Origin of the sequence: Pseudomonas sp. BNK-7 (assembly GCF_048072025.1) — a bacterium.
Classification (GTDB): domain Bacteria; phylum Pseudomonadota; class Gammaproteobacteria; order Pseudomonadales; family Pseudomonadaceae; genus Aquipseudomonas; species Aquipseudomonas danubii.
On record NZ_CP182252.1, the window covers coordinates 5,219,979 to 5,243,399 of the forward strand.

Sequence of the window (23,421 nt, forward strand, 5' to 3'; positions counted from 1 at the left end):
AAAAACATCGGCAAGCGATAAGAGACGCCGCCAACCTGAAGCAAGAAAACGCTCTGGCTTCAGGGCTCGGCGATCAGGGGCTTTTGCGCAGAATCTGGATCTACGACAACTCGCCAGGGTCCTGGTCAGACGAAAGATTGCCCTCTGATCGTCCTTGAACAGTACCCTCAAGCAATTTGAACGGTTTTGAACTATGCCCGGTATTCGCATTGCCGCACAAGCCAAGCCAGGCGCGAGCTTCAAGGTAAATCGGTTCAACACTTTTCCCACTGGCAGAGGCTCGATCCCGCACATACCTTTCCACCTCTGGCAGGCCGCAAGAACAGCAAACGGGATTGAACCCACAAGGTTGCGCTCAATTGCCGCAGGAGCCTTCCAGAGAATCTTAGGCGCATGAGCATTCCATCCGCAAAAAGCACTCCTCCTCACCCACCACCTTCAACCCCACCCGCTCGTATAGACGCTGTGCCGGGTTGCCCTTGAACACAGTCAGACGCAACAAGCCCCGCCGCTCCGAGCGGGCCTTTTCCATCACCTGCAACAGCGTCCAGGCTCCGGCTCCCTGCCCCCGCCACGCCTCCAGTACGTGCAACTCACGGATGTAGACGGCGCGCAGGTCCCTGCTCAAGCTGACAAACCCCAATACCTCGGCCCCCGAGCAAATCAAAAGATTCTCGCGACCGCTCCACGCCACATCAAACGCCTCGTCAAGCCACAACAGATCATTGCGAATGTAATAGCGCAGCATCGTGGAACGAGTCAGATCCCGGGCGAAGGCCAAATCCGCCTCAGCCGCCGGACGCAATTGAAAGGCGCTCATCAACCCGCAACCGCCCGCGCTTCGACCCGCCATTGCCCCCCATCGCGCCGGGCGATCAGCAGCGCTTCGCCGACGCCTTCCACAGCACCCAGCAATTGTCCCTGGGCGCTCCAGATTGCGCTGCGCCCGGCACAGGACCAGCCGCCGCTGGGTCCGCCATGGTTGGCCATCAGCACCAGTATCCCGTGGTCCCGGGCATATCCTTGCAACAGAGCACTGTCGATGGCATACCCGCCTTCACTGATCAACACCCCGGCGGCGTAGATGCCGGCGCCAGCGTCCACCGCAGCCTGCACATGGCTGGCATGACAGAAATCCGCGCATACCGCCAAGGCCAGGACCTCATTCCCCAACTGCAACGGCGCGCCACCGCTACCCGGAGCAAAAAATCGCTCCTCTCCAGGGTGCAGATGCTGCTTGCTATAAACCGCCAGCGAGCCGTCCGCCCCCAGCACCAGTGCGCCAATCAGCACCGGGCCATCGACGGACAAGCGAATCGGCATGCCCACCACCGTCGTCAGCTTCAACTCGCGGGCCAGATTGCGCAGTGGCTGCAGCCGCGGGGAGTCGGGCGGCAGCGCCAGTTCAGCGACCAACTGCGGTTCATAGCCAGTCAGGGACAGTTCAGGAAACACCAGCAACTGCACCCCCTGCTGCGCTGCCAACCCCATCAAATGCTGATGTCGGGCCAGATTCGCCGACAAGTCTCCAGCAATGGACACCGATTGGGCGGCAGCGAGGGTCAGCACGGTCATGGACATTCCTTGGCGAGACAACGAGAGGCAGCGGCGAGTGTGGCATAAATCCTTTCACGGCTTAATCCATGGCTCATTGCATCAGCTCTCATAGAAATTACTGATTGAATCGCGGCCCCGGCCTCGAGTAAGCTCGCCCCACTTCACGGAGAAACTCATGTTGTCCCAGACCCTTTCCCTGCATCGCCACACCGCCAGCGCACTGCGTTCGGTTGCGGCTGCTCGGGTCAACGGCACCAGTGCTCCGGCGAGCTTTTATTTTGGGTATTGGTTTAGCCACTGGCGCGCCTGATACCCAACCGGCGCCCACTTTAACGGGTCGCCTACCAGAGAATTCTCAACCCCCGGTCGGCCTCCCGACCGGGGGTTTTGTTTTTTCAGGCTCGACGTTTTCAACCACGACTTTCAGCGACATACCGAACTTACCGAGGATTTTCCCCATGAACTACGCCACCTATTACCGCTACGACATGTTCTCCACCTGGCGATTTAGCAGCCTCCGCTCGGGACAGCCTGCCGCCTCCGATCGGTCACCTACCGGTGGCAATTGCACACTTGTGGCCAGTACGGCCAATTGTCGAACACCCCAGTAGGGCCGCGCGCGGGACATCACCCGCCGCCCGCCCAGGAAGACCGAACATGAACTCGTCCGTATCCGCTCTGCCCCTGTCCGCCCACGTCAGCGCCAACGAAACCCTGACCCAGCGCCTGCCCAGCTCTCTGGAGCTCAAGCAGCAATTGCCGCTGTCTCTGGCCCTGAGCCAGCAAGTTGCCGCCCACCGCCAGGCGGTACGCGCCATTCTCGAAGGCCGCGACCAGCGCCTGCTGGTGGTAGTCGGCCCCTGCTCCATCCACGACCCGCAATCAGCCCTGGAATACGCCGCCAACCTGGCCCGCCTGGCCGAAGAAGTGAGCGACCAGATGCTCTTGGTGATGCGCGCCTACGTCGAAAAACCCCGCACCACCGTGGGGTGGAAAGGCCTGGCCTACGACCCGGACCTGGATGGCAGCGACGACATGGCCGGCGGCCTGACCCTGTCCCGGGAGCTGATGCGCGAAATGCTGCGCCTGGGCCTGCCGATTGCCACCGAATTGCTGCAGCCCATGGCCGCCGGCTACTTCGACGACCTGTTGAGCTGGGTCGCCATTGGCGCCCGCACCACCGAATCGCAGATCCACCGCGAGATGGCCAGCGGCCTGGAGATGCCCGTAGGCTTCAAGAACGGCACCGACGGCGGCGTCGCCATCGCCTGTGATGCCATGCGTTCGGCTGCCCACCCCCACCGCCATTTCGGCGTCGACAGCCAGGGCCATCCGGCGATCATCCAGACTCCGGGCAACCCCGACACTCATCTGGTATTGCGGGGCGGCCACAGCGGCCCGAACTACGACCGCCAGAGCGTGGCCCAGGTCCAGCGCGACCTGCACAAGCTAAAGATACCGGCGCGGATCATGGTGGACTGCAGCCACGCCAACAGCGGCAAGGACCCACTGCGCCAACCGGCGGTATTCAACGACGTACTGGAGCAACGCCTGCAGGGCGACACTTCGCTGATGGGGGTGATGCTGGAAAGCCACCTGTTCGAAGGCTGCCAGCCCCTGAGCGGCCAGCTGCGCTACGGCGTCTCCGTGACCGACGGCTGCCTGGGCTGGAGCGTGACCGAGCAATTGCTGCGCAATGCCGCGCAGCAACTGCAGCACGCACACAAGGTCGCTGCCGTCCCCGCCTGACCGCCCCTGCTGCAGGCACTGGCTTGCCAGCGAAGACGTCCCCAAGAGCAGCGACTTCTTCGCCAGCAAGCCGGCTTCTGTAATACCCGCCGCGCCCGCAAGAGCGTGGCTGCCCGCGAAGGCGCCAGACGGCAACGCCTTGAAGGAACTTTGAGAAGAAATAGCCACCTGAATCCGGTAGGCTCTCAACTTTCTTGAAAGGAGCAACATCCATGGCCAAAGCCACTGCCCGTCACATCCTGGTTGCCAGCGAAGCCAAGTGCAACGAACTCAAAGCCGAGATCGAAGCCGGCGCCGACTTCGCCGAAGTCGCTAAAAAGAACTCCACCTGCCCGTCCAGCCGTGACGGCGGCAACCTGGGCTCCTTCGGCCCGGGCCAGATGGTCAAGGAATTCGACACCGTGGTGTTCAGCGCTCCCGTGAACGTCGTGCAAGGTCCGGTGAAAACCCAGTTCGGTTACCACCTGCTGGAAGTCACCAGCCGCCAGGACTGATCCCCTCGCGACTGCGTCTGCTCAACGGCCCGCCTCCTGGTGGGCCGTTGTGTTTGTGAAAGCGGCTGGCCAGTCACGCGCCGCTAGCGTACAAATCGTGGTCATCGATCACCCGGCTCCTAAGGCTGACAATGCGACTGCTTTCCTCCACTGTGCTTTTCACCGTCCTGCTACTGGGCGCCGCGGGTGCCCAGGCGGCACCGCAACACGCCATGACCGTCTACGGCGAACCGGCCAAGTATCCCCAGGGCTTCAGCCACTTCGACTACGTCAACCCCCAGGCCCCCAAGGGCGGAACCCTGCGCCGCTCGGCCATCGAGATCGGGCGCTTCGACCACGTGCTGCCTTATATAGACAAAGGTATCGGCGTTTCCCAGCTCGACGGCCTGGTCTATTCGCCCCTGGCCCTACGCTCCCTGGATGAGCCCTACACCGTCTACGGCCTAGTGGCCGAAAAGATGGAACGCGCGGAAGACGGCCTGTGGCTGCGCTTCTACCTCAACCCCAAGGCGCGCTTTGCCGACGGCACCGCGATCACCGCCGAGGACGTGCGCTACAGCTATGACCTGCTGATGACCCAGGGCAGCATGCGCTACCGCACCCAGTTCGAGGACGTCAAAGGCGTCACCGTGGAATCGCCACGCGTGGTGCGCTTCGACTTCAAAAGCAATGAAAACCGCACCCTGCCCCTGGATATCGCGACCCTGCCGGTGTTCCCCGAACACTGGTGGAAGAGTCGCGACTTCGCGGGTGGCGGCGGTTACGAAGCCCCCCTGGGCAGTGGCCCCTATCGCGTGGCCAAAGTGGATTCGGGCAACAGCATCACCTTCGCCCGCAACCCCGAATGGTGGGGCAAGGACCTGCCGGTGAGCCGCGGCTTGTACAACTTCGACCATTTCAGCGTCGAGTACTTCGGCGACATCGATGTCGCCCGCCAGGTGCTGCGTGGCGGCGCCTACGACTACAACCGAGAGTTCTCCGCCACCGGCTATTCCATCGGCTACGACAGCCCAGCCCTGAACGACGGTCGCCTGCAAAAGGCCCACCTGGCCCAGTCGGCGCCGCAACCGGCCCAGGGCTACGTGTTCAACCTCGACCGGCCGGTGTTCCAGGACCGCCGGGTGCGTCAGGCCCTGGCCCTGCTCTGGGACTTCGAATGGAGCAACCGGCAGATGATGCGCAACCTCTACATCCGCCAGCAGAGCTTCTTCTCCAACACGCCCCTGGCCGCCCGCAGCCTGCCGGACGCCGAGGAGCTGAAGATCCTCGAACCCCTGCGCGGACAGATCCCCGACGAAGTCTTCACCCAGGTTTTCCAAGCGCCAAAAACCGACGGCAGCGGCGTGATCCGCGACAAGCAACTGCAAGCCCTGGCCCTGCTGGAACAGGCCGGCTGGAAAGCCGAAGGCGACAAACTGGTCAACGCCGAAGGCGAGCCCCTGAGTTTCACCTTCCTCATCACCCAAGGTTCCATCGAGCGCCTGCTGCTGCCCTACAAGCGCAACCTGGCGCAGATCGGCATCAGCCTGAACATCCGTCGCATCGACTCCTCGCAGTACGTCAACCGCCTGATGGCCCGGGATTACGACATGATCGTCACCGGCTACCCGGTGACCACTTCGCCGGGCATGGAGCTGTACAACTACTTCGGTTCGGCGGCGGCCAACGATCCGGGTTCCAACAACTACATGGTGCTCAAGAACCCGGCAGTGGACCGCCTGCTCAACGGCCTGGTGAAGGCCACCAGCCAGCCGGAGATGCTGCGCTACGCCCACGCCCTGGACCGGGTGCTGCAGTGGAACTACTACTGGATCGCCAACTACTACCCGCCAGGCACCTCCACGGTGTGGTGGAACCGCTTCGGCAGGCCCAAGGTGCCGGCGAGCAACGACGAAGCCATCGAAAGCTGGTGGGAAGTCAGCAGCACCGCGCTGACCAATGAACAGATGGCCGCCGAGCTGATCCGCCGTGGCAAACCCGGAGGACGCCACTGATGCTGGCCTACATTCTGCGGCGCCTGCTGCTGATCATTCCGACCCTGCTGATCATCCTCCTGGTCAACTTCGTCATCGTCCAGGCGGCCCCCGGCGGCCCGGTGGAACAAGCCATCGCCCGCCTGCAAGGCATTGGTGGTGGCGGCAGCGTCGGCGGCTCCGCCGATGCCATGAGCAGCAGCGGCTCCCGGGCCAGCCGCGGGCTCGATCCCAAGCTGATCCAGGACATCGAAAAACAGTACGGCTTCGACAAGCCGGCCCATGAACGCCTGTGGCTGATGCTCAAGAACTACGCCCAACTGGACTTCGGCAAGAGCTTCTTCCGCGGCGCCACGGTCACCGACCTGATCCTGGAGAAAATGCCGGTGACCATTTCCCTCGGTCTCTGGGCGACCCTGATCACCTACCTGGTGTCGATCCCCCTGGGGATTCGCAAGGCGGTGCACCACGGCAGCCATTTCGACATCTGGAGCAGCACCGCGATCATCATCGGCTACGCCATGCCGGCCTTTCTGTTCGCCATGTTCCTGATCGTGCTGTTCGCCGGCGGCACTTCGCTGAACTGGTTCCCGGTGCGCGGCCTGGTCTCGGACAACTTCGAGCAACTGAGCACCCTGGGCAAGATCGCCGACTACTTCTGGCACCTGGTATTGCCGGTCAGCTCCCTGGTGATCGGTGGCTTCGCCACCCTGACCATCCTCACCAAGAACTCCTTCCTCAACGAGATCACCCGCCAGTACGTGGTCACCGCCCGGGCCAAGGGCCTGAGCGAGCGCCGCGTGCTCTATGGCCACGTGTTCCGCAACGCCATGCTGCTGGTGGTCTCGGGGATTCCCCAGGCCTTTATCAGCGTGTTTTTCGCCGGTTCCTTGCTGATCGAGGTGATCTTCTCCCTCGACGGCCTGGGGCGCATGAGCTACGAAGCGGCGGTGTCGCGAGATTATCCGGTGGTGTTCGGTTCGCTGTTCATCTTCACCCTGTTTGGCCTCCTGATAAAACTCATCGGCGACCTGTGCTACACCCTGGTCGACCCGCGTATCGACTTCGCCGCGAGGAATGCCTGATGCTCAAGCTTTCTCCCGTCGCCCGCCGACGCTTGGACCGGTTCAAGAAAAACCGCCGCGGCTGGTGGTCGCTGTGGCTGTTCATCGGCCTGTTCATCCTGACCCTGGGCGGCGAGCTGATCGCCAACGACAAACCCCTGGTGGTCAGTTACCAGGGCTCGCTGTACTTCCCGGTGTTCAAGCGCTACACCGAGCAGGAATTCGGCGGCCAGCTGCCGTTCCAGGCCGACTATCGCAGCGACTACGTGCAGCAACTGATCCGCAAAGACGGTGGCTGGCTGCTGTTCCCGCCGATCCCTTTCAGCGAAGACACGCCCAACTACGACCTGACCCAGCCGGCCCCCAGCCCGCCGAGCCAGGTCAACTGGCTGGGCACCGACGACCAGGCCCGGGATGTGGCCGCGCGGGTGATCTACGGCGCCCGAGTGTCGATCCTGTTCGCCCTGGCGCTGACCGCCATCAGCGCCCTGATCGGCATCGCCGCCGGTGCCCTGCAAGGCTATTACGGCGGCTGGGTCGACCTCTTGGGCCAGCGCCTGCTGGAAGTCTGGTCCGGGCTGCCGGTGCTCTACCTGCTGATCATCCTCTCGGGCTTCGTCGAGCCGAACTTCTGGTGGCTGCTGGGAATCATGGCGCTGTTCTCCTGGCTGGCCCTGGTGGACGTGGTACGCGCCGAGTTCCTCCGTGGGCGCAACCTGGAGTACGTCAAGGCCGCTCGGGCCCTGGGCCTGAGCGACCGCAAGGTGATCCTGCGGCACATCCTGCCCAATGCCATGAACGCCACCCTGAGCTACCTGCCGTTCATCCTCACCGGCGCCATCTCGACCCTCACCGCCCTGGACTTCCTCGGCTTCGGCATGCCCGCCGGCAGCGCTTCCCTGGGCGAGTTGATCGGCCAGGGCAAGCAGAACCTGCAGGCGCCATGGCTGGGGCTGACGGCGTTTTTCACCCTGGCGCTGATCCTTTCGCTGCTGGTGTTTATCGGCGAAGCGTTGCGCGATGCCTTTGATCCACGATCTTGAAGCGGACTGTAGAAATGCCTGACAACCTTATCGAAATCCGCCAGCTCAAGGTCACCTTCGGCGAACAGACCGTGGTCCGCGACCTGAGCCTGGACATCCGTCCCGGCGAATGCCTGGCCCTGGTGGGCGAGTCCGGCTCGGGCAAGTCGGTGACCGCCCACTCGATCCTGCAACTGCTGCCGCAGACCGGCTGTAGCAGCTCCGGCAGCGTGCGTTACCGCGGCCAGGAGCTGATGGGCTGCGATCCGGCAACCCTGCAAAAACTGCGGGGCAACCGCATCGCCATGATCTTCCAAGAGCCCATGACCTCCCTCAACCCGCTGCACAGCGTAGAGAAGCAGATCGGCGAAACCCTGCTCCTGCACCGGGGACTGGGGGGCAAGGAGGCCCAGGCGCGGATTCTCGAACTGCTGGAACTGGTGGGCATCCAGAAACCCAAGGAGCGACTCAAGGCCTACCCGCACCAGCTTTCCGGCGGCCAGCGCCAGCGGGTGATGATCGCCATGGCCCTGGCCTGCGAGCCGGAGCTGCTGATTGCCGACGAACCCACCACCGCCCTGGACGTGACCGTGCAGCGCAAGATCCTGCTGCTGCTCAAATCCCTGCAACAGCGCCTGGGCATGTCCCTTCTGCTGATCAGCCACGACCTCAACCTGGTGCGGCGCATCGCCCAGCGGGTGTGCGTGATGAAGGCCGGGGAAATCGTCGAACAAGCCGCCTGCGACACCCTGTTCAACGCCCCGCAACATCCCTACAGCTGCGAACTGCTGCACGCCGAGCCCGAGGGGCGACCGTTGTGCCGCGACAGCCGCAAAACCGTGCTGGAGGTGAACAATCTCAGCGTTGACTTCCAGATAGGCGGCGGCCTCTTCCGGCGCAAGGAATACCTGCGGGCAGTGGACGACATCAGCCTCAGCGTCGAGCAAGGCAAGACCCTGGGCATCGTCGGCGAGTCCGGCTCGGGCAAGTCCACCCTGGGCCAGGCGATCCTGCGGCTGCTGGATTCCCAAGGCAGCATCCGCTTCCAGGGCCAGGCCCTGGACGGCCTCGACCAGAAGCAACTGCGGCCCTGGCGCAAGCAGATGCAGGTGGTGTTCCAGGACCCCTTCGGCAGCCTCAGCCCGCGCATGTCGGTGGCGCAGATCATCAGCGAAGGCCTGGAAGTGCACAGCCAGTACGACGCCCGCCAATGCGACGAACAGGTGATCCGCGCCCTGGAGGAAGTCGGCCTCGATCCCAACAGCCGCCACCGCTACCCCCACGAGTTCTCCGGCGGCCAACGCCAGCGCATCGCCATCGCCCGAGCCCTGGTGCTCAAACCGGCGCTGATCCTGCTGGACGAACCGACCTCGGCCCTGGACCGCACCGTGCAGAAACAGGTGGTGGCCCTGCTGCGCCAGTTGCAGGAAAAGTACGGCCTGACCTACCTGTTCATCAGCCATGATTTGGCGGTGGTGCGGGCCCTGGCCCACGACATGATCGTGATCAAGGACGGCCAGGTGGTGGAGCGCGGTGCCAGCCATGAAGTATTCGCCAACCCGCAACACCCCTACACCCAGGAACTGCTGGCCGCCGCCCACCCCGGCTGACCCGCCGCCGACGTCCTTTTTTCGCAGCCTCGCCAAGGCTCGACAGCGGCTACAGATGCTGCATCCTGTAGCCGCTGCCGCAGGCTGCGAACGGCTGCGCAGCAGACACTGCCCTCAAGGCCGCCGAAGGTCCTGCGGCCCTTTGCGCAGCCTCGCAGGCTCGGCAGCGGCTACAGCGCAACAACCGGGGCAGACTGCGGCATAATCGCCGCGCCCATATTCAGGATGCCGCCATGAACGACAGCGAAAGCCTCAAGGATTACCAGCGTGTGCGCCAACTGGCGATCCGCTCGCTGTTCGAGATCATCGAGCAGTCCAGCGAAGGCACGGTGATCGTCGACCGCGACGCCAATATCGTCTGGATGAACGAGCGCTACGCCCGGCGCTTCGGCCTGGAATCGGCGGCCTTCGCCATCGGCAAGCCCTGCGAAAGCGTGATCCCCGGCAGCCTGCTGCGGGAGGTGGTACGCACCGGCCGCCCGATCCTGCTGGACATGCAGGACACCCCCAAGGAACCGCTGGTGGTGATGCGCCTGCCGATCCACGACGCTGCCGGCACGGTGATCGGCGCCATCGGCTTTGCCCTGTTCGACGAACTGCGCAGCCTGTCGCCGATGCTCAAGCGCTACCTGAGCATGCAGGAAGAATTGGCCTCCACCCGCTCTCTGTTGCGGGCCCGGCAGACCAAGTACAACTTCGCCCATTTCATCGGCACCAGCGCCGCCAGCCTGGAAGTCAAACGCCGGGCCCGACGCAGCGCCAGCGCCGAATCCCCAGTACTGCTGCAAGGCGAAACCGGCACCGGCAAGGAGCTGCTGGCCCAGGCCATCCATGCTGCTTCGCCCCGGGCCCACAAGCCCTTTGTCAGCATCAACAGCGCGGCGATTCCCGAGGCGCTGCTGGAGGCGGAGTTCTTCGGCACCGCCCCCGGCGCCTTCACCGGCGCCGACCGCAAGGGCCGCGCCGGCAAGTTGCAGATCGCCCAGGGCGGCACCCTGTTCCTCGATGAAATCGGCGACATGCCCCTGCCCCTGCAAAGCAAGTTGCTGCGAGTGCTGCAGGAAAAAGAGTTCGAACCAGTGGGCTCCAACGAAGTGATCCACAGCGATGTGCGGGTGATCGCCGCCACTTCCACCGACCTGGAAGCGGCGATCAAGCGCGGTGAGTTCCGCGCCGACCTGTACTACCGGCTCAACGTGCTGCCGATCCAGGTGCCGGCCCTGCGCGAACGCCTGGACGACCTGCCGGCCCTGAGCGAAGGGATTCTCGAAGAACTGCGCAGCCAGCATGAACTGGATCGCGAAGCCCTGGCCCTGCTGGCGCAACATGCCTGGCCGGGGAACATCCGCGAACTGCGCAACGTGCTGGAGCGCGCGGCGCTGCTCAGCGACGACCTGATACTCACTGCCGCGGACATTCGCGCGGCAATCGGCAGCTTCAGCCCGGCGCAACGCCATGCGGCCCCGCTGCCCGCCGAGTCGCCGAGCCAGGAAACCTTCGCCGCGGCCCGGGAACGGTTCGAGCGGCAACTGATCAGCGCCACCCTGGCGCAATGCGCCGGCAAGGTGGACGAAGCGGCCCGGCGCCTGGGGCTGGGTCGCTCGACGCTGTACAAGAAGATGGCGGCCCTGGGGATTGCCGAGTCTCAATAACGAGACAAAAATCCCAATTCAGAGACAACCGCTTGTGTGGCGCGGGAGCTTGCTCCCGCTGGGCCGCGCAGCGGCGCCAAACCCAGTGATTGCGGTCTTTCTGACACAACCCGGTGGCCGGCATGAGGAGTGCTGCACACTAAAGCGGGAGCAAGCTCCCTCGCCTCACTGTCTCCAATCAGAGAATATCTGGATAAATCACCGTCGATATATTTAAAAAGTTCTTATATTTCAATAAGTTAACTAACTGGCACAGTTCTCGCTATAACGCTCTCCACACGCAACACCCGACAACAATAACAATCCTGGAGAGACACACCATGAGTGTGATCATTGCCTTGGCAGCCCTGGCGCTGCTGATGCTGGCGGCCTACCGTGGCTACAGCGTCATCCTCTTTGCCCCCATTGCCGCCCTCGGCGCAGTGCTGCTCACCGATCCGTCCGCCGTGGCGCCCGCCTTTACCGGGGTGTTCATGGAGAAGATGGTCGGCTTCATCAAGCTGTATTTCCCGGTGTTCCTGCTGGGCGCGGTGTTCGGCAAGCTGATCGAGCTGTCGGGCTTCTCGCGCTCCATCGTCGCCGCCGCGATCCGCCTACTGGGCACCCGCCAAGCGATACTGGTGATCGTTTTGGTCTGCGCCCTGCTGACCTACGGCGGGGTTTCGCTGTTCGTGGTGGTGTTCGCGGTCTACCCGTTCGCCGCCGAGATGTTCCGCCAGAGCAATATCCCCAAGCGCCTGATCCCGGCCACCATCGCTCTGGGTGCATTTTCCTTCACCATGGACGCCCTGCCCGGCACCCCGCAGATCCAGAACATCATCCCCAGCACCTTCTTCAACACCACCGCCTGGGCCGCGCCCTGGCTGGGCGTGATCGGCACCATTTTCGTGTTCTGCGCCGGCATGCTGTTCCTGCAGCGCCAGCGCAACAAGGCGCAGAAGGCCGGTGAAGGCTACGGCACCGAGCTGCGCAACGAGCCGGAAACCGCCGAAGACCTGAAACTGCCCAACCCCTGGCTGGCGCTGTCGCCGCTGCTGCTGGTGGGCATCATGAACCTGCTGTTCACCCACTGGATTCCCCAGTGGTACGGCAAGACCCACAGCCTCAGCCTGCCGGGCATGGCCGCCCCGGTGACCAGCGAAATCGCCAAGCTCACCGCCATCTGGGCGGTGCAGGCGGCCTTGCTGGTGGGCATCCTGATGGTGCTGGTGTGCGGCTTCTCGGCGATTCGCAGCAAGCTCGCCGAGGGCAGCAAGAGCGCGGTCAGCGGCGCCTTGCTGGCCGCCATGAACACCGCTTCGGAATACGGTTTCGGTGCAGTGATCGCCTCCCTGCCGGGCTTTCTGGTGCTGGCGGACTGGCTGAAAAACATTCCCAACCCACTGGTCAACGAAGCCATTACTGTGACCCTGCTGGCGGGCATCACCGGCTCGGCTTCGGGGGGCATGAGCATCGCCCTGGCGGCCATGTCCGAAAGTTTCATCAGCGCCGCCCATGCCGCCAACATTCCCCTGGAAGTGCTGCACCGGGTGGCCTCCATGGCCAGCGGCGGCATGGACACCCTGCCCCACAACGGCGCGGTGATCACCCTGCTGGCGGTCACCGGGCTGACCCACCGCGAAGCCTACAAGGACATTTTCTGCATCACCCTGATCAAGACCCTGGCGGTCTTCGTCGTCATCGCCACTTTCTACGCCACCGGCATTGTGTGAGGTATTCATGACCACTCTTTCTGGCAAGACCGCCCTCGTCACCGGCTCCACCAGCGGCATTGGCCTGGGCATCGCCCGGGTCCTGGCCAAGGCCGGGGCCAAGCTGATTCTCAACGGCTTCGGCGATGCCTCGAAGGCCATCGCCGAGGTCGCACAGTTCGGCGGCCAGGTCGGCCATCACCCGGCGGACGTCAGCGACCCGGCACAGATCGCCGAGCTGTTCGCCTACGCCGAACGGGAGTTCGGCGGCGTCGACATCCTGGTCAACAACGCCGGCATCCAGCACGTGGCGGCGGTGGAGGAATTCCCCGTGGAGCGCTGGGATTCGATCATCGCCATCAACCTGTCCTCAGTGTTCCACAGCACCCGCCTGGGGCTGCCGGGGATGCGTGCCAAGGGCTGGGGACGGATCGTCAACATTGCCTCGGTGCACGGTCAGGTGGGTTCGGTAGGCAAGGCCGCCTATGTCGCGGCCAAACACGGGGTGATCGGCCTGACCAAGGTGGTGGGCCTGGAAACCGCCACCAGCAACGTCACCTGCAATGCCATCTGCCCAGGCTGGGTGCTGACCCCGCTGGTGCAGAAGCAGATCGACGACCGGGTGGCGGCCGGGGCTGACCCGCAACAGGCCCAGCATGATCTGCTGGCGGAAAAGCAGCCGTCCCTGGAGTTCGTCACCCCGTCGCAACTGGGCGAGCTGGTGCTATTTTTGTGCAGCGAAGCCGGCGCCCAGGTGCGCGGTGCGGCCTGGAACATCGACGGCGGCTGGCTGGCGCAATAACCCCGCGCCCTGTAGCCGCTGCCATAGGCTGCGATAAGGCGCGCAGCGCCTTCCTAGGCCCTCAAGAGCACGTCTCCTGCAGAGCCGATCGCAGCCAGCGGCAGCGGCTACAGAGCATCCGGCATTAGAATCGGTTTGCGTGCAAAGCAAGAAAAACAAGAGGCATCCCATGTCCGAAATACTCTGGCAACCCAGCGCCGAGCGCATCAGCAAGACCCGCATGGAAGCCTTCCGGCGCCTGGTCAATCACCGTCACGACCTCAACCTGTCCGACTTTCCCGCCCTGCACCAGTGGAGCATCGACCAGCGAGAAAGCTTCTGGCAGGCCATCGTCGACTTCTTCGAGGTCAGCTTTCACCAGCCCGCTGAATCCGTGCTGCGCGAAGGCCCGCAAATGCCCAGCGCCCAATGGTTTCCAGGGGCCACGCTGAACTTCGCCGAGCACCTGCTCAAGCGCCGGGACGACACCGTGGCGGTGGTGGCGATCAACGAGAACGGCCAGCGCGAACCACTGACCTACGCCGAACTGGCGGCCCAGGTCGCCGGCCTGCAGCGCAGCCTGCGGGCTGCCGGGGTCGGCCTCGGCGACCGAGTTGCCGCCTGCCTGCCCAACACCTGGCAGACCCTGGTGGGCATGCTGGCCAGCACCAGCCTCGGCGCGGTGTGGTCCAGCTGTTCGCCGGATTTCGGCACCCAGGGGGTGATCGACCGTTTTGGCCAGATCGAACCCAAGGTGCTGATCACCTGCGCCGGCTATCGCTACGCCGGCAAGGACATCGACCAGACCGCCAAGGTCAACGAGATCCTTGAGCGCCTGCCGTCCCTGGAGCAATTGCTCATCGTGCCCTACGCCCGTCAGCAAGCCCGGGTCGAGGACTACCGTACCCAGGCCCGGATCAGCCTCTGGGACGATTTCTATCAGTCAGGCGGCGAACCCGAATTCGTCCCGGTGCCCTTCGCCCATCCGCTGTACATCCTCTATTCCAGCGGCACCACCGGGGTGCCCAAGTGCATCGTCCACGGCACTGGCGGGGTGCTGCTGCAGCACCTCAAGGAACACGGCCTGCACACCGACCTGGGGCCCGGCGAGCGGCTGTTCTACTACACCACCTGCGGCTGGATGATGTGGAACTGGCTGGTCTCGGCCCTGGCCACCGGCGCCAGCCTGGTGCTCTACGACGGATCGCCCTTCCATCCCACCAACGAGCGCCTGATCGACCTGATCGATAGCGAAGGCATCAGCGTCTTCGGCACCAGCCCCAAGTACCTGGCCGCCCTGGAAAAGGCCGGCAGCCGACCGCGCCTCAGCCACCGCCTGGACAGCCTCAAGACCCTGCTCTGCACCGGCTCGCCGCTGTCGCCACAGAGCTACGACTACGTGTACCGCGAGATCAAAAACGACCTGTGCCTGGCCTCGATGTCCGGCGGCACCGACATCGTCGCCTGTTTCGTCGCCGGCAACCCGATCCAGCCGGTGCGCCGTGGCGAGATGCAGGGCAAGAGCCTGGGCATGGCCATCGAAGTGTGGAACGACCAGGGCCAGCCGGTGACCGGCGAAAAAGGCGAACTGGTGTGCACCCGGCACTTTCCGAGTATTCCCGTAGGCCTGTGGCACGACCCGGACCAGAGCAAGCTCAAGGCCTCGTATTTCAGCCTGTTTCCCGGGGTCTGGGCCCAGGGCGACTACGCCGAACAGCTGCCCCATGGCGGCTGGCTGATTCACGGACGCTCGGATGCGGTGCTCAACCCGGGTGGAGTGCGGATTGGCACCGCGGAAATCTACCGCCAGGTGGAGAAGCTGGAACAGGTGCTGGAAAGCCTGGCCATCGGCCAGAGCTGGGAGCATGACGTACGGGTGGTGCTGTTCGTACGCCTGCAGGATGGCGTGGTGCTCGATGAGCCGTTGCAGGAGCGGATTCGCCAGGTGATCCGCAGCAACACCACGCCGCGCCATGTGCCGGCGAAGATCCTCGCAGTGACCGACATTCCCCGGACCATCAGCGGCAAGATCGTGGAGTTGGCGGTGCGCAATGTGGTGCATGGCCTGGCGGTGAAGAATACCGACGCCCTGGCCAACCCCGAAGCCCTGGAGCAGTTCCGCGACCGCGAGGAATTGCGCCACTGACGACGGCCAACCACCGTCGGCGCAGCCCTTCGCGACGCAGGACCTGTAGCCGCTGCCGAGCCTGCGAGGCTGCGCAAAGGGCCGCAGGACCTTCAGCGATCTCAAGAGCAGCGCTTCCTGCGACGCAGTGCCGCCCAGAGCGTTCGCAGCCTGCGGCAGCGGCTACAGGGACCGTTCAGCCCCTCTAGACTGGTCATCTGCCGCAAAAGCAGGTGAAAATAACCCCGCCAGAAACACCTACACTCCATCCGTTTGAATATGCACGGCATGTCCATGCGACTTTTCCAGTACGCGAGCCATGACCTTGCCGCGTAACACCGCTGCGCCCAGGACACACCCGACATGAATGCCCCCCACTCCGGCAGCCAAGCCGCCCACCTGATAGCCCGTCTGGACTGGTCCGCCACGGCCCTCGGTGAATCCGGCCACTGGCCCCAGAGCCTGCGCACCGCCGTGGACATCGTGATCCATTCGCCGATGCCGATGTTGCTGCTGTGGGGCTCCGAGCTGACCCAGATCTACAACGACGGCTTCGCCCTGCTGGCAGGCAACAAGCACCCCCAGGCCTTCGGCCAGCCGGCGCACCTGATCTGGCCAGAGCTGATGGACTTCACCGACCCGGTCTACCGCGCGGTGCTCAACGGCCAGGTGCGCAGCTTCAGCGAGCAGCGCTTCAGCCTGCAACGCAGCGACGGTACTGCACACGACCTGTGGCTGGACCTGACCTACAGCCCGATCCGCGATGAACGCGGCGACGTTGCCGGAATCCTGGTGACCGCCATCGAGACCAACGAGCGCCGGCGCATCGCCCTCGAACTGCAGCAGCGCTCCGACGACAGCCTGCGGGCCCAGCACGAGACCGAGGAGCGCCTGCAACTGGCCCTGGCGGCCACCGATGCGGTGGGCACCTGGGATTGGGACATTGGCGAAGATCGCTTTATCGCCGATACCCATTTTGCCCAGCTGCACAGCGTCAACCCGCAGCTATCCCGACAATTGCCCATCAGTGAGTACCTCAAAGGCGTGCACCCGGAAGACCGGGCCATGGTGGCCCGGAGCATCAAGCACTGCATCACCCAGGGCAGCGAATACGCCGAGGAATACCGCCTGCAACTGGCCGACGGCCAGGTGCGCTGGGTGTTCGCCCGGGGTCGCTGCTACAAGGATCACCACGGCCGGCCGACGCGCTTTCTCGGCGCCGCCCTGGACCTGACCGAGCGCAAACAGATGGAGCAAGCACTGCGCCAGAGCCAGACCGAACTGCAACTGATCATTAACGCCATGCCAGTGCTGATCGGTTACGTCGACCGCGAAGAGCGCTTTCGCCTGAACAACAGCGCTTACCTGGACTGGTACGGCCTGACCCCGCAGGAGCTGTACGGCAAGACCATCCGCGAAGTGGTGGGCGACGAGATCTACGCCACCCGCGCCGAGAACATTGCCGCCGCATTGGCGGGCAAGCCTTGCAGCTTCGAAGCCAACTCGCCCCACCGCGACGGCCGCCCGCGCCATGCCCTGATGAAGTACCTGCCCCGCCATGGCGCCGACGGTGCCATCAACGGTTTCTACATTTTCGTCATCGATGAAACCGAGCGCAGACAGACCGAGGAGGCTCTGCGCAACCTCAACGAAACCCTGGAAGAACGGGTCAACCGCCGCACCGAGGCGCTGGCCGCCGTCAACCAGCGCCTGCAGAACGAAATGTTCGAACGCGAGCGCGCCGAGGACGCCCTGCGCCACGCACAGAAGATGGAGGCCGTGGGCCAACTCACTGGCGGCATCGCTCACGACTTCAACAACATGCTCACCGGCATCATCGGCAGCCTGGACCTGATGCAGCGCTACATCGACAACGGCCGCAGCGATGAGATCGGTCGTTTTACCGAAGCCGCCATGTCCTCGGCCAAACGTGCCGCGTCCCTGACCCACCGCCTGCTGGCCTTCTCCCGACGCCAGTCCCTGGACCGCCAGCCCCTGGACCCGAACCAGCTGGTGCGCTCGCTGCAGGAGCTGTTCAACCACACCAAGGGCGAACACATCCAGCTGCAGATGCAACTGGCGGACGAGGTGTGGCCGGTAAACACCGATGCCAGCCAGCTGGAAAACGCCTTGCTCAATCTGGTGATCAACGCCCGCGACGCCATGCCCGACGGCGGCCGACTGCTGATCGAGACCGCCAACAGTTACCTCGACGGCAGCGACATCAGCACCCTGGAGCCGGTCAAGGCCGGCGACTACGTGATGCTGGGGGTCAGCGACAACGGCGCCGGCATGAGCCCACGGATTCTGTCCAAGGCCTTCGACCCCTTCTTCACCACCAAGCCCATCGGCCAGGGCACGGGCCTCGGGCTGTCGATGATCTATGGTTTTGCTCAGCAGTCCGGCGGACACGTGACCATCAGCAGCGAGCCAGGCCAGGGCACCTGTGTGCGCCTGTACCTGCCGCGCCTGCACAACGCGCCCCTGGAACCGCTGCAACCCACGGGCAGCAGCGCGGCGCCCCAGGCCATGGCCGGGGAAAGCGTGATGGTGGTGGAGGACGACCCGGCGGTGCGCATGCTGGTGCTCAACGTCCTCAGCGAACTGGGCTACCGCGCCATCGAGGCCGAGGATGCACGCAGCGCCCTGCCATTGCTGGACTCGCCACTGCGCGTCGACCTGCTGGTGACCGACGTCGGCCTGCCGGGCATGAACGGCCGACAATTGGCGGAGATCGCCCGCCAACAGCGCCCGGGGCTCAAGGTACTGTTCATGACCGGCTACGCGGAAAAGGCCGCCGAGCGCCAGGGCTTTCTGGAACCGGGCATGGACCTGATGGCCAAGCCGTTTTCCATCGAAGAACTGGCGCAGAAGATTCGCCAGATGATCGGCCGCGAGTCCTGAATTCAGGCATAATCCGCGGCCGCCGATTTCCCGCTACAAGGTCACGCCATCATGAAAGCCCAAGCCCGCCACATCCTGGTGAAAACCGCCGAAGAAGCCGAGCAGCTCAAGCAGCGCATCGCCAAGGGCGAAGCCTTCGACGTGCTGGCCAAGAAATACTCCACCTGCCCGTCGGGCAAGCGCGGCGGCGACCTGGGGGAAGTGCGTCCGGGGCAGATGGTCGGCGCCATTGATCAGGTGATTTTCAAGAAGCCCCTGCGCACCGTGCACGGCCCGATCAAGAGCAAATTCGGCTATCACCTGGTGCAGGTGTTCTTCCGCGACTGACCACTCAAGCCCCGTTCTGTGGGAGCTGGCGTGCCAGCCCAAGCGCCCGCAACCGGCAAAGGCCTGTTCGTCGGCAAGCCGGCTCCTACAACGCGGGCTCCCGGGGAAGCAACGCCCCGGGATGCTGAATCACCCGACTCGCCAATCGATGCCCGGCCTCTGCGGCCTGCACCGGGCTGCCGCCGCGCAAACGACAGGCCAGATAAGCCGCGCTGAAGGAGTCTCCCGCCGCCGTGGTGTCCACCACCTGCGCCACTGGCAGCGCCGGTATCTCATGACTCTCGCCGCCGCAACGCACCAGGCACGAATCCGCCCCGCGCTTGACCACCACCTCGGCAATGTTCGGGTAGGCCGCAAACACGCCATGGGCATAGTCATGGCCAAACAGCGCCTGCTCGTCCTCCAGGGTCAACAACGCCAGATCCACATGCTCCAGTACCTGCAGATAGGCCACTCGCGCCTGCTCCACCGAGGCCCAGAGCCTTGGCCGATAGTTGTTGTCAAACACGATCTGCGCCCGACGGATGCGCGCTTCCACCAGCAGGTCAATCAGCTTTTTGCGTCCCACCTCCCCGAGCACCGCCAGGGTGATGCCGCTGAAATACAACACATCGTAATCGCACAAGTCCGCCAGGATCGGCCCCGCCGCCGCGGTGTTGAAGCAGTCCCGTACCGCCGCCTCATTGCGCCAATACAGAAAACGCCGCTCCCCCCGGGCATCGGTCTGAATGCAATACAACCCCGGCAAACGCCCGGGCAGGCGCTGAACCTTTCCCAGGCCGATACCCTCCTGCGCCCAGCTCTGGCACATGGCATCGCTGAAGCTGTCGTAGCCCAGGGCGGTCACGTAATCCACCTGCGCCTGCTGCCCGAGCTCCCGGCACAGATACACCGCAGTGTTCAAGGTATCGCCACCAAAGCTCTGTAGCAGACTGCCGTCGTGACGCTGTTGCAGCTCGATCATGCATTCGCCAATGGCGGCAATGCGCTGCTTCCCGTTCATGTTCTTGACCTCCCCTCAAAGCACACACCAGCTAGTAGAACCTGGCTTGCCAACGAAAGCGTCCTCAGAGTTGCGCCCTAACCCGGGGTCTGTTCGTCGGCGAGCCGGCTGCTACGTTCAGAAGCAGGTTTCCAGACTCTCGATCACCTGCAGGCGCTCATCCACCAGCAAACCGGTGCGCCACTTGTCGAAGGTCAGGCACGGGTGCGATGTACCAAAGGAAATGATGTCGCCAATACGCAGCTCCACTCCCGGCGCCACGGTGAGAAACGCGTGCTGATCCATCACCGCCGTCACCTTGCACGCCCCCACATCATCACTGGCACCGGCCTCGGCTCCAGCGCGGTAACGTCGCAGCGGCACCGGCAAGCCAGCGTCATAGGCGACATCGCGCTTGCCCAGGGCCACCACCGCAAAGCCCGGCTCCGGCAGCGACTGCACATGGGCCCAGACTTCCATTGCCGGACGCAGGCCTTCGTGCAGATCACTGCGTCGATCCAACACACAGCACTGAGCCTCTTTGTAGATACCGTGGTCATGGGCGACATAACTGCCCGGACGCAGCACGCTGAGGAAACGCCCCTTGGCGTTGTGGGTCTCGAAGGACTCGGCGATCAGGTCGTACCAGGCCGAACCCGAAGCCGTGATGATCGGCCGCTCGATGGCAAACAAACCATCGTTGTGCAGATCCACCGCCAGACGCACCAGGGAATCGGCAAACTGCCGAATGCCACTGATGGCCTGGTCGCCGTGGATCACCCCTTCGTAACCTTCGATACCGCACAACGCCAAAGCTGGCTGCGCCTGGATCGCCTTGGCCAGGGCCAGTACTTCCTGCTCGCTGCGGCAACCGCAACGACCGCCCACCACGCCGTACTCGATCATCACCTTGAGGGTGACGCCGCGCTGGGCGAAAAACGCCCCCAGATCGGCCACGTTGTCCGGGTGATCCACCATGCAATAGAAATCGAAATCGGCATCCGCCAACAGCTCGGCGATCAGCGCCATGTTCGGCGCCCCCACCAGTTGGTTGGCCATCAACACCCGGCGCGCGCCATGGACGTAGGCGGCGCGAGTCTGTACTGCCGTGGCCAGGGTGATGCCCCAGGCGCCGGCGTCCAACTGCCGCTGAAACAGCGCGGGCATCATGCTGGTCTTGCCGTGGGGCGCCAGCTCGGCGCCGCTGTCACTGACAAACTTCTGCATCCAGCGAATGTTGTGTTCCAGCGCCTCGCGGTGCAGCACCAGGGCCGGCAGGCTGACGTCGCTCAGCAGACTCGCGCCGATAGCAGCGGCGCCCTTTTCCACTAGGGGCAGATTCAAAGCGGAAGACATGTTGGCACTCCTTATCAAGGCGGCTGCGCACAGCCGCGACACTGTCATCAATCGTTGATACGCCGGGCCAGGCGGTTGGCGCTGTCGATCAGCACCCGGCGGTATTCCTGGTAATGGCTCTGCGCATCGGCCCTCGGCGCGACGATGCACAGGGTGCAGATGCACACCCCGCGCTCATCGCGCACCGGCGCGGCAAAACAATGGGTGAAGGTGTCGGCGACGCTGTCGAAGGAAAAGAACCCCTCCTCGGTGGCCTGACGGATTTCCTTGAGGAAGGTCGCCAGCGGCAGCCGCTCACCATTAGGCAGCATGAAGTCCTGGTCATCGATCATCTCGACGATCTGCTCATCGCTCATATGCCCCAGCAGCAACCGCCCGGAGGCGGTCCAGGGGATCGGCGCGTTCTCGCCAATGTCCGAGGTAATGCGGAAATTCCGCTCGCCCTCCTTCATCAGCGCCACGGTGTATTTGCGCCCGTTGAGCAGGCACATCTGAGCGGTTTCCCGGGTCTGGCTGACAATTTCCTGCAACGCCTGATCAGCCTCGCGGCTCAGATCGAAATGGCGCAAATGAGCCTGCCCGAGAAAATACAGCTGGCGGCCCAGGTACACATGACCGTCCTTGCCTACCGGCTCCAGCACCCGCCGCTCCAGCAAGGACGCCACCAGCTCATAGACCGTGGACTTGGGACTGCCAATGCCCTTGGCGATATCGTTGGGTCGCAGCGGCTGGCCGATCTCCTTGAGGAAATCGAGAATATCGAAGGCCCGATCCAGGCCCTTGGCCCGGCGCTTGATGCTGTCTTCACTCATCTACCCACCCCTATGCAAAACACAATCCCTGTAGCCGCTGCCGCAGGCTGCGAACGCCCTGAGCGACACGCCGTCGCCGGGGCCGCAGCGATCTCATCCACCCTGCGCCCGCGTTGCGGTCGATCGCAGCCTCGCCCAGGCTCGACAGCGGCTACAGAAGCGCACTCAAGGCTTCTTCTTATAGGCCACACAATCGATCTCGACCTTGCAGTCCACCATCATGCTGGCCTGCACACAGGCCCGGGCCGGCGCGTGTTCGGGCTTGAAGTACTCGCCGAACACCTTGTTGAAACTCCAGAAATCCCGCGGATCTTCCAGCCACACGCCAACCCGCACCACATCCTCCAGGCCGTACCCGGCCTCTTCGAGAATGGCCACTAGATTGCGCATGGTCTGATGCGTCTGCTCGACGATCCCACCGTGAATGATCTCGCCATCCAGCGCCGGCACCTGGCCGGACACATGCAGCCAGCCATCGGCTTCGACGGCGCGAGCGAAAGGACGCGGCTGGCCACCGCCTGCGGTGCTGCCGGTGCCGTAACGGGTGATGCTCATGAGCGATTCTCCTGGTTGAAGATTGACCATCTGGCCGCCCTGCCCGAGCGTCACCCGACTCGCCGCGGACTTCTGCGCAAACTCTGCCGCAGCAACCCGCGATGGCCTGGAAACGCACAGGCGTGGAACAAATAAATTCCGCTATAACAGAATAAAATATCAAATAGCGGAACAGGCGCCAGAGTGTGCCATGGAGCACAAAGGAGATAACAGGGGGGATGGAAAAACTTTCCGGAACGAGGAATGGAGAAATGAGAAACGGCCATCAGCCAATGTCAGGCATTTCTGTATTTGCTGAAGGCACGCCCGAATGCCTGGTGATGCTGCTCGCCACCTTCTACATTCCGTTGCGTCGCAGCAGTCCGCGACCGGATTTGGCCGTCCGAATCTCCATGAGCACACTTCAGTATTCCTTCATGGAGCGTCACTGCGATGGATCTCCAACCTTTCACTTGCACCACCGACCACCCCGTCGCCTTGATCAACCCACAAGCGCCGTTGCTCGACCTGCTGACCTACGCCGGCCTGCGCATCCGCGCCGCCCGGGGCATGCTGGACAGCGTTACCGACATGACCAGCCGCAATGCCGATCACCTCGACCTGAAGCGCTTCTCCAGCGAGGCGACACTGTTGTTACAGGACGGCTGCGATGTGTTGCATGCAGTTGAGCAACGGGCAATGGATCTGCCCCGGGAGTAATGGTCAGGTTTCGCAAAAAACAACACACAAGTGTTGTACAAAAATATGAATGTTGTACCGTGCAGAAA

The 23,421-nt window shown here is 63.7% G+C and carries 19 protein-coding genes; 13 read left to right on the forward strand and 6 right to left on the reverse strand.

Annotation, left to right across the window (positions count from 1 at the left end; all coding sequences use genetic code 11):
• Nucleotides 1–385: 385 nt before the first annotated feature.
• Together ACMGF8_RS23620 and ACMGF8_RS23625 are read right to left on the reverse strand one after the other, a co-directional pair.
• The gene (locus ACMGF8_RS23620) at nucleotides 386–820 is read right to left on the reverse strand and encodes a GNAT family N-acetyltransferase (protein ID WP_305949913.1); all 435 of its coding nucleotides are present in this window, start codon (nucleotides 818–820) and stop codon (nucleotides 386–388) included.
• Nucleotides 820–1,575, reverse strand: a complete 756-nt coding sequence (locus ACMGF8_RS23625; protein ID WP_416757344.1) for a carbon-nitrogen hydrolase family protein — start codon at nucleotides 1,573–1,575, stop codon at nucleotides 820–822. The genes ACMGF8_RS23620 and ACMGF8_RS23625 overlap by 1 nt, the downstream gene beginning before the upstream one ends.
• Before the next feature lie 639 nt (nucleotides 1,576–2,214).
• Between ACMGF8_RS23625 and ACMGF8_RS23630 the strand changes: the two genes are divergently transcribed.
• The 12 genes from ACMGF8_RS23630 to ACMGF8_RS23685 all read left to right on the forward strand — a co-directional run bounded on the left by ACMGF8_RS23630 (nucleotide 2,215) and on the right by ACMGF8_RS23685 (nucleotide 18,949).
• The gene (locus ACMGF8_RS23630) at nucleotides 2,215–3,306 is read left to right on the forward strand and encodes a 3-deoxy-7-phosphoheptulonate synthase (RefSeq protein ID WP_416757346.1); all 1,092 of its coding nucleotides are present in this window, start codon (nucleotides 2,215–2,217) and stop codon (nucleotides 3,304–3,306) included.
• Nucleotides 3,307–3,518: 212 nt separating this feature from the next.
• Nucleotides 3,519–3,800 carry a peptidylprolyl isomerase gene (locus tag ACMGF8_RS23635; protein WP_007924449.1) on the forward strand — a complete coding sequence of 94 codons (282 nt, stop codon included), beginning with the start codon at nucleotides 3,519–3,521 and terminating at the stop codon, nucleotides 3,798–3,800.
• A gap of 131 nt (nucleotides 3,801–3,931) precedes the next feature.
• Nucleotides 3,932–5,794 (forward strand): extracellular solute-binding protein, encoded by a 1,863-nt coding sequence (locus tag ACMGF8_RS23640; protein ID WP_102864942.1) that lies wholly within the window; start codon nucleotides 3,932–3,934, stop codon nucleotides 5,792–5,794.
• Nucleotides 5,794–6,858 (forward strand): microcin C ABC transporter permease YejB, encoded by a 1,065-nt coding sequence (locus tag ACMGF8_RS23645; protein WP_102864941.1) that lies wholly within the window; start codon nucleotides 5,794–5,796, stop codon nucleotides 6,856–6,858. Before ACMGF8_RS23640 ends, ACMGF8_RS23645 begins: the two co-directional genes overlap by 1 nt.
• Nucleotides 6,858–7,880: an ABC transporter permease gene (locus ACMGF8_RS23650; RefSeq protein ID WP_102881500.1), complete on the forward strand. Its 1,023-nt coding sequence runs from the start codon at nucleotides 6,858–6,860 to the stop codon at nucleotides 7,878–7,880. Before ACMGF8_RS23645 ends, ACMGF8_RS23650 begins: the two co-directional genes overlap by 1 nt.
• A gap of 14 nt (nucleotides 7,881–7,894) precedes the next feature.
• Nucleotides 7,895–9,469: an ABC transporter ATP-binding protein gene (locus ACMGF8_RS23655; RefSeq protein ID WP_416757352.1), complete on the forward strand. Its 1,575-nt coding sequence runs from the start codon at nucleotides 7,895–7,897 to the stop codon at nucleotides 9,467–9,469.
• Nucleotides 9,470–9,702: 233 nt separating this feature from the next.
• Entirely contained in the window at nucleotides 9,703–11,121 is a 1,419-nt protein-coding gene (locus ACMGF8_RS23660) for a sigma-54 interaction domain-containing protein (RefSeq protein WP_102864938.1), read from the forward strand.
• Nucleotides 11,122–11,441: 320 nt separating this feature from the next.
• Nucleotides 11,442–12,833: a GntP family permease gene (locus tag ACMGF8_RS23665; protein ID WP_102864937.1), complete on the forward strand. Its 1,392-nt coding sequence runs from the start codon at nucleotides 11,442–11,444 to the stop codon at nucleotides 12,831–12,833.
• Between the two features lie 7 nt (nucleotides 12,834–12,840).
• Nucleotides 12,841–13,614 carry a 3-hydroxybutyrate dehydrogenase gene (hbdH, locus tag ACMGF8_RS23670; RefSeq protein ID WP_102864936.1) on the forward strand — a complete coding sequence of 258 codons (774 nt, stop codon included), beginning with the start codon at nucleotides 12,841–12,843 and terminating at the stop codon, nucleotides 13,612–13,614.
• A 169-nt stretch (nucleotides 13,615–13,783) separates the two neighbouring features.
• Entirely contained in the window at nucleotides 13,784–15,739 is a 1,956-nt protein-coding gene (locus tag ACMGF8_RS23675) for an acetoacetate--CoA ligase (RefSeq protein WP_416757355.1), read from the forward strand.
• 342 nt (nucleotides 15,740–16,081) lie between these two features.
• Nucleotides 16,082–18,622: a hybrid sensor histidine kinase/response regulator gene (locus ACMGF8_RS23680; protein ID WP_102864934.1), complete on the forward strand. Its 2,541-nt coding sequence runs from the start codon at nucleotides 16,082–16,084 to the stop codon at nucleotides 18,620–18,622.
• 51 nt (nucleotides 18,623–18,673) lie between these two features.
• Nucleotides 18,674–18,949 (forward strand): peptidylprolyl isomerase, encoded by a 276-nt coding sequence (locus ACMGF8_RS23685; RefSeq protein ID WP_011061856.1) that lies wholly within the window; start codon nucleotides 18,674–18,676, stop codon nucleotides 18,947–18,949.
• Between the two features lie 85 nt (nucleotides 18,950–19,034).
• Here ACMGF8_RS23685 and ACMGF8_RS23690 read toward each other — a convergent pair whose 3' ends face one another.
• The 4 genes from ACMGF8_RS23690 to ACMGF8_RS23705 form a co-directional block, all read right to left on the reverse strand.
• Nucleotides 19,035–19,952, reverse strand: coding sequence for a sugar kinase (locus tag ACMGF8_RS23690; protein ID WP_102864933.1), 918 nt, complete (start codon nucleotides 19,950–19,952; stop codon nucleotides 19,035–19,037).
• A 117-nt stretch (nucleotides 19,953–20,069) separates the two neighbouring features.
• Entirely contained in the window at nucleotides 20,070–21,287 is a 1,218-nt protein-coding gene (locus tag ACMGF8_RS23695) for an amino acid deaminase (protein WP_102864932.1), read from the reverse strand.
• Nucleotides 21,288–21,334: 47 nt separating this feature from the next.
• Nucleotides 21,335–22,099 (reverse strand): IclR family transcriptional regulator, encoded by a 765-nt coding sequence (locus ACMGF8_RS23700; protein WP_102864931.1) that lies wholly within the window; start codon nucleotides 22,097–22,099, stop codon nucleotides 21,335–21,337.
• Between the two features lie 165 nt (nucleotides 22,100–22,264).
• Nucleotides 22,265–22,654, reverse strand: coding sequence for a RidA family protein (locus ACMGF8_RS23705; RefSeq protein WP_102864930.1), 390 nt, complete (start codon nucleotides 22,652–22,654; stop codon nucleotides 22,265–22,267).
• Nucleotides 22,655–23,086: 432 nt separating this feature from the next.
• Between ACMGF8_RS23705 and ACMGF8_RS23710 the strand changes: the two genes are divergently transcribed.
• Nucleotides 23,087–23,353 carry a hypothetical protein gene (locus ACMGF8_RS23710; RefSeq protein WP_207166114.1) on the forward strand — a complete coding sequence of 89 codons (267 nt, stop codon included), beginning with the start codon at nucleotides 23,087–23,089 and terminating at the stop codon, nucleotides 23,351–23,353.
• The last annotated feature ends 68 nt before the right edge of the window (nucleotides 23,354–23,421 follow it).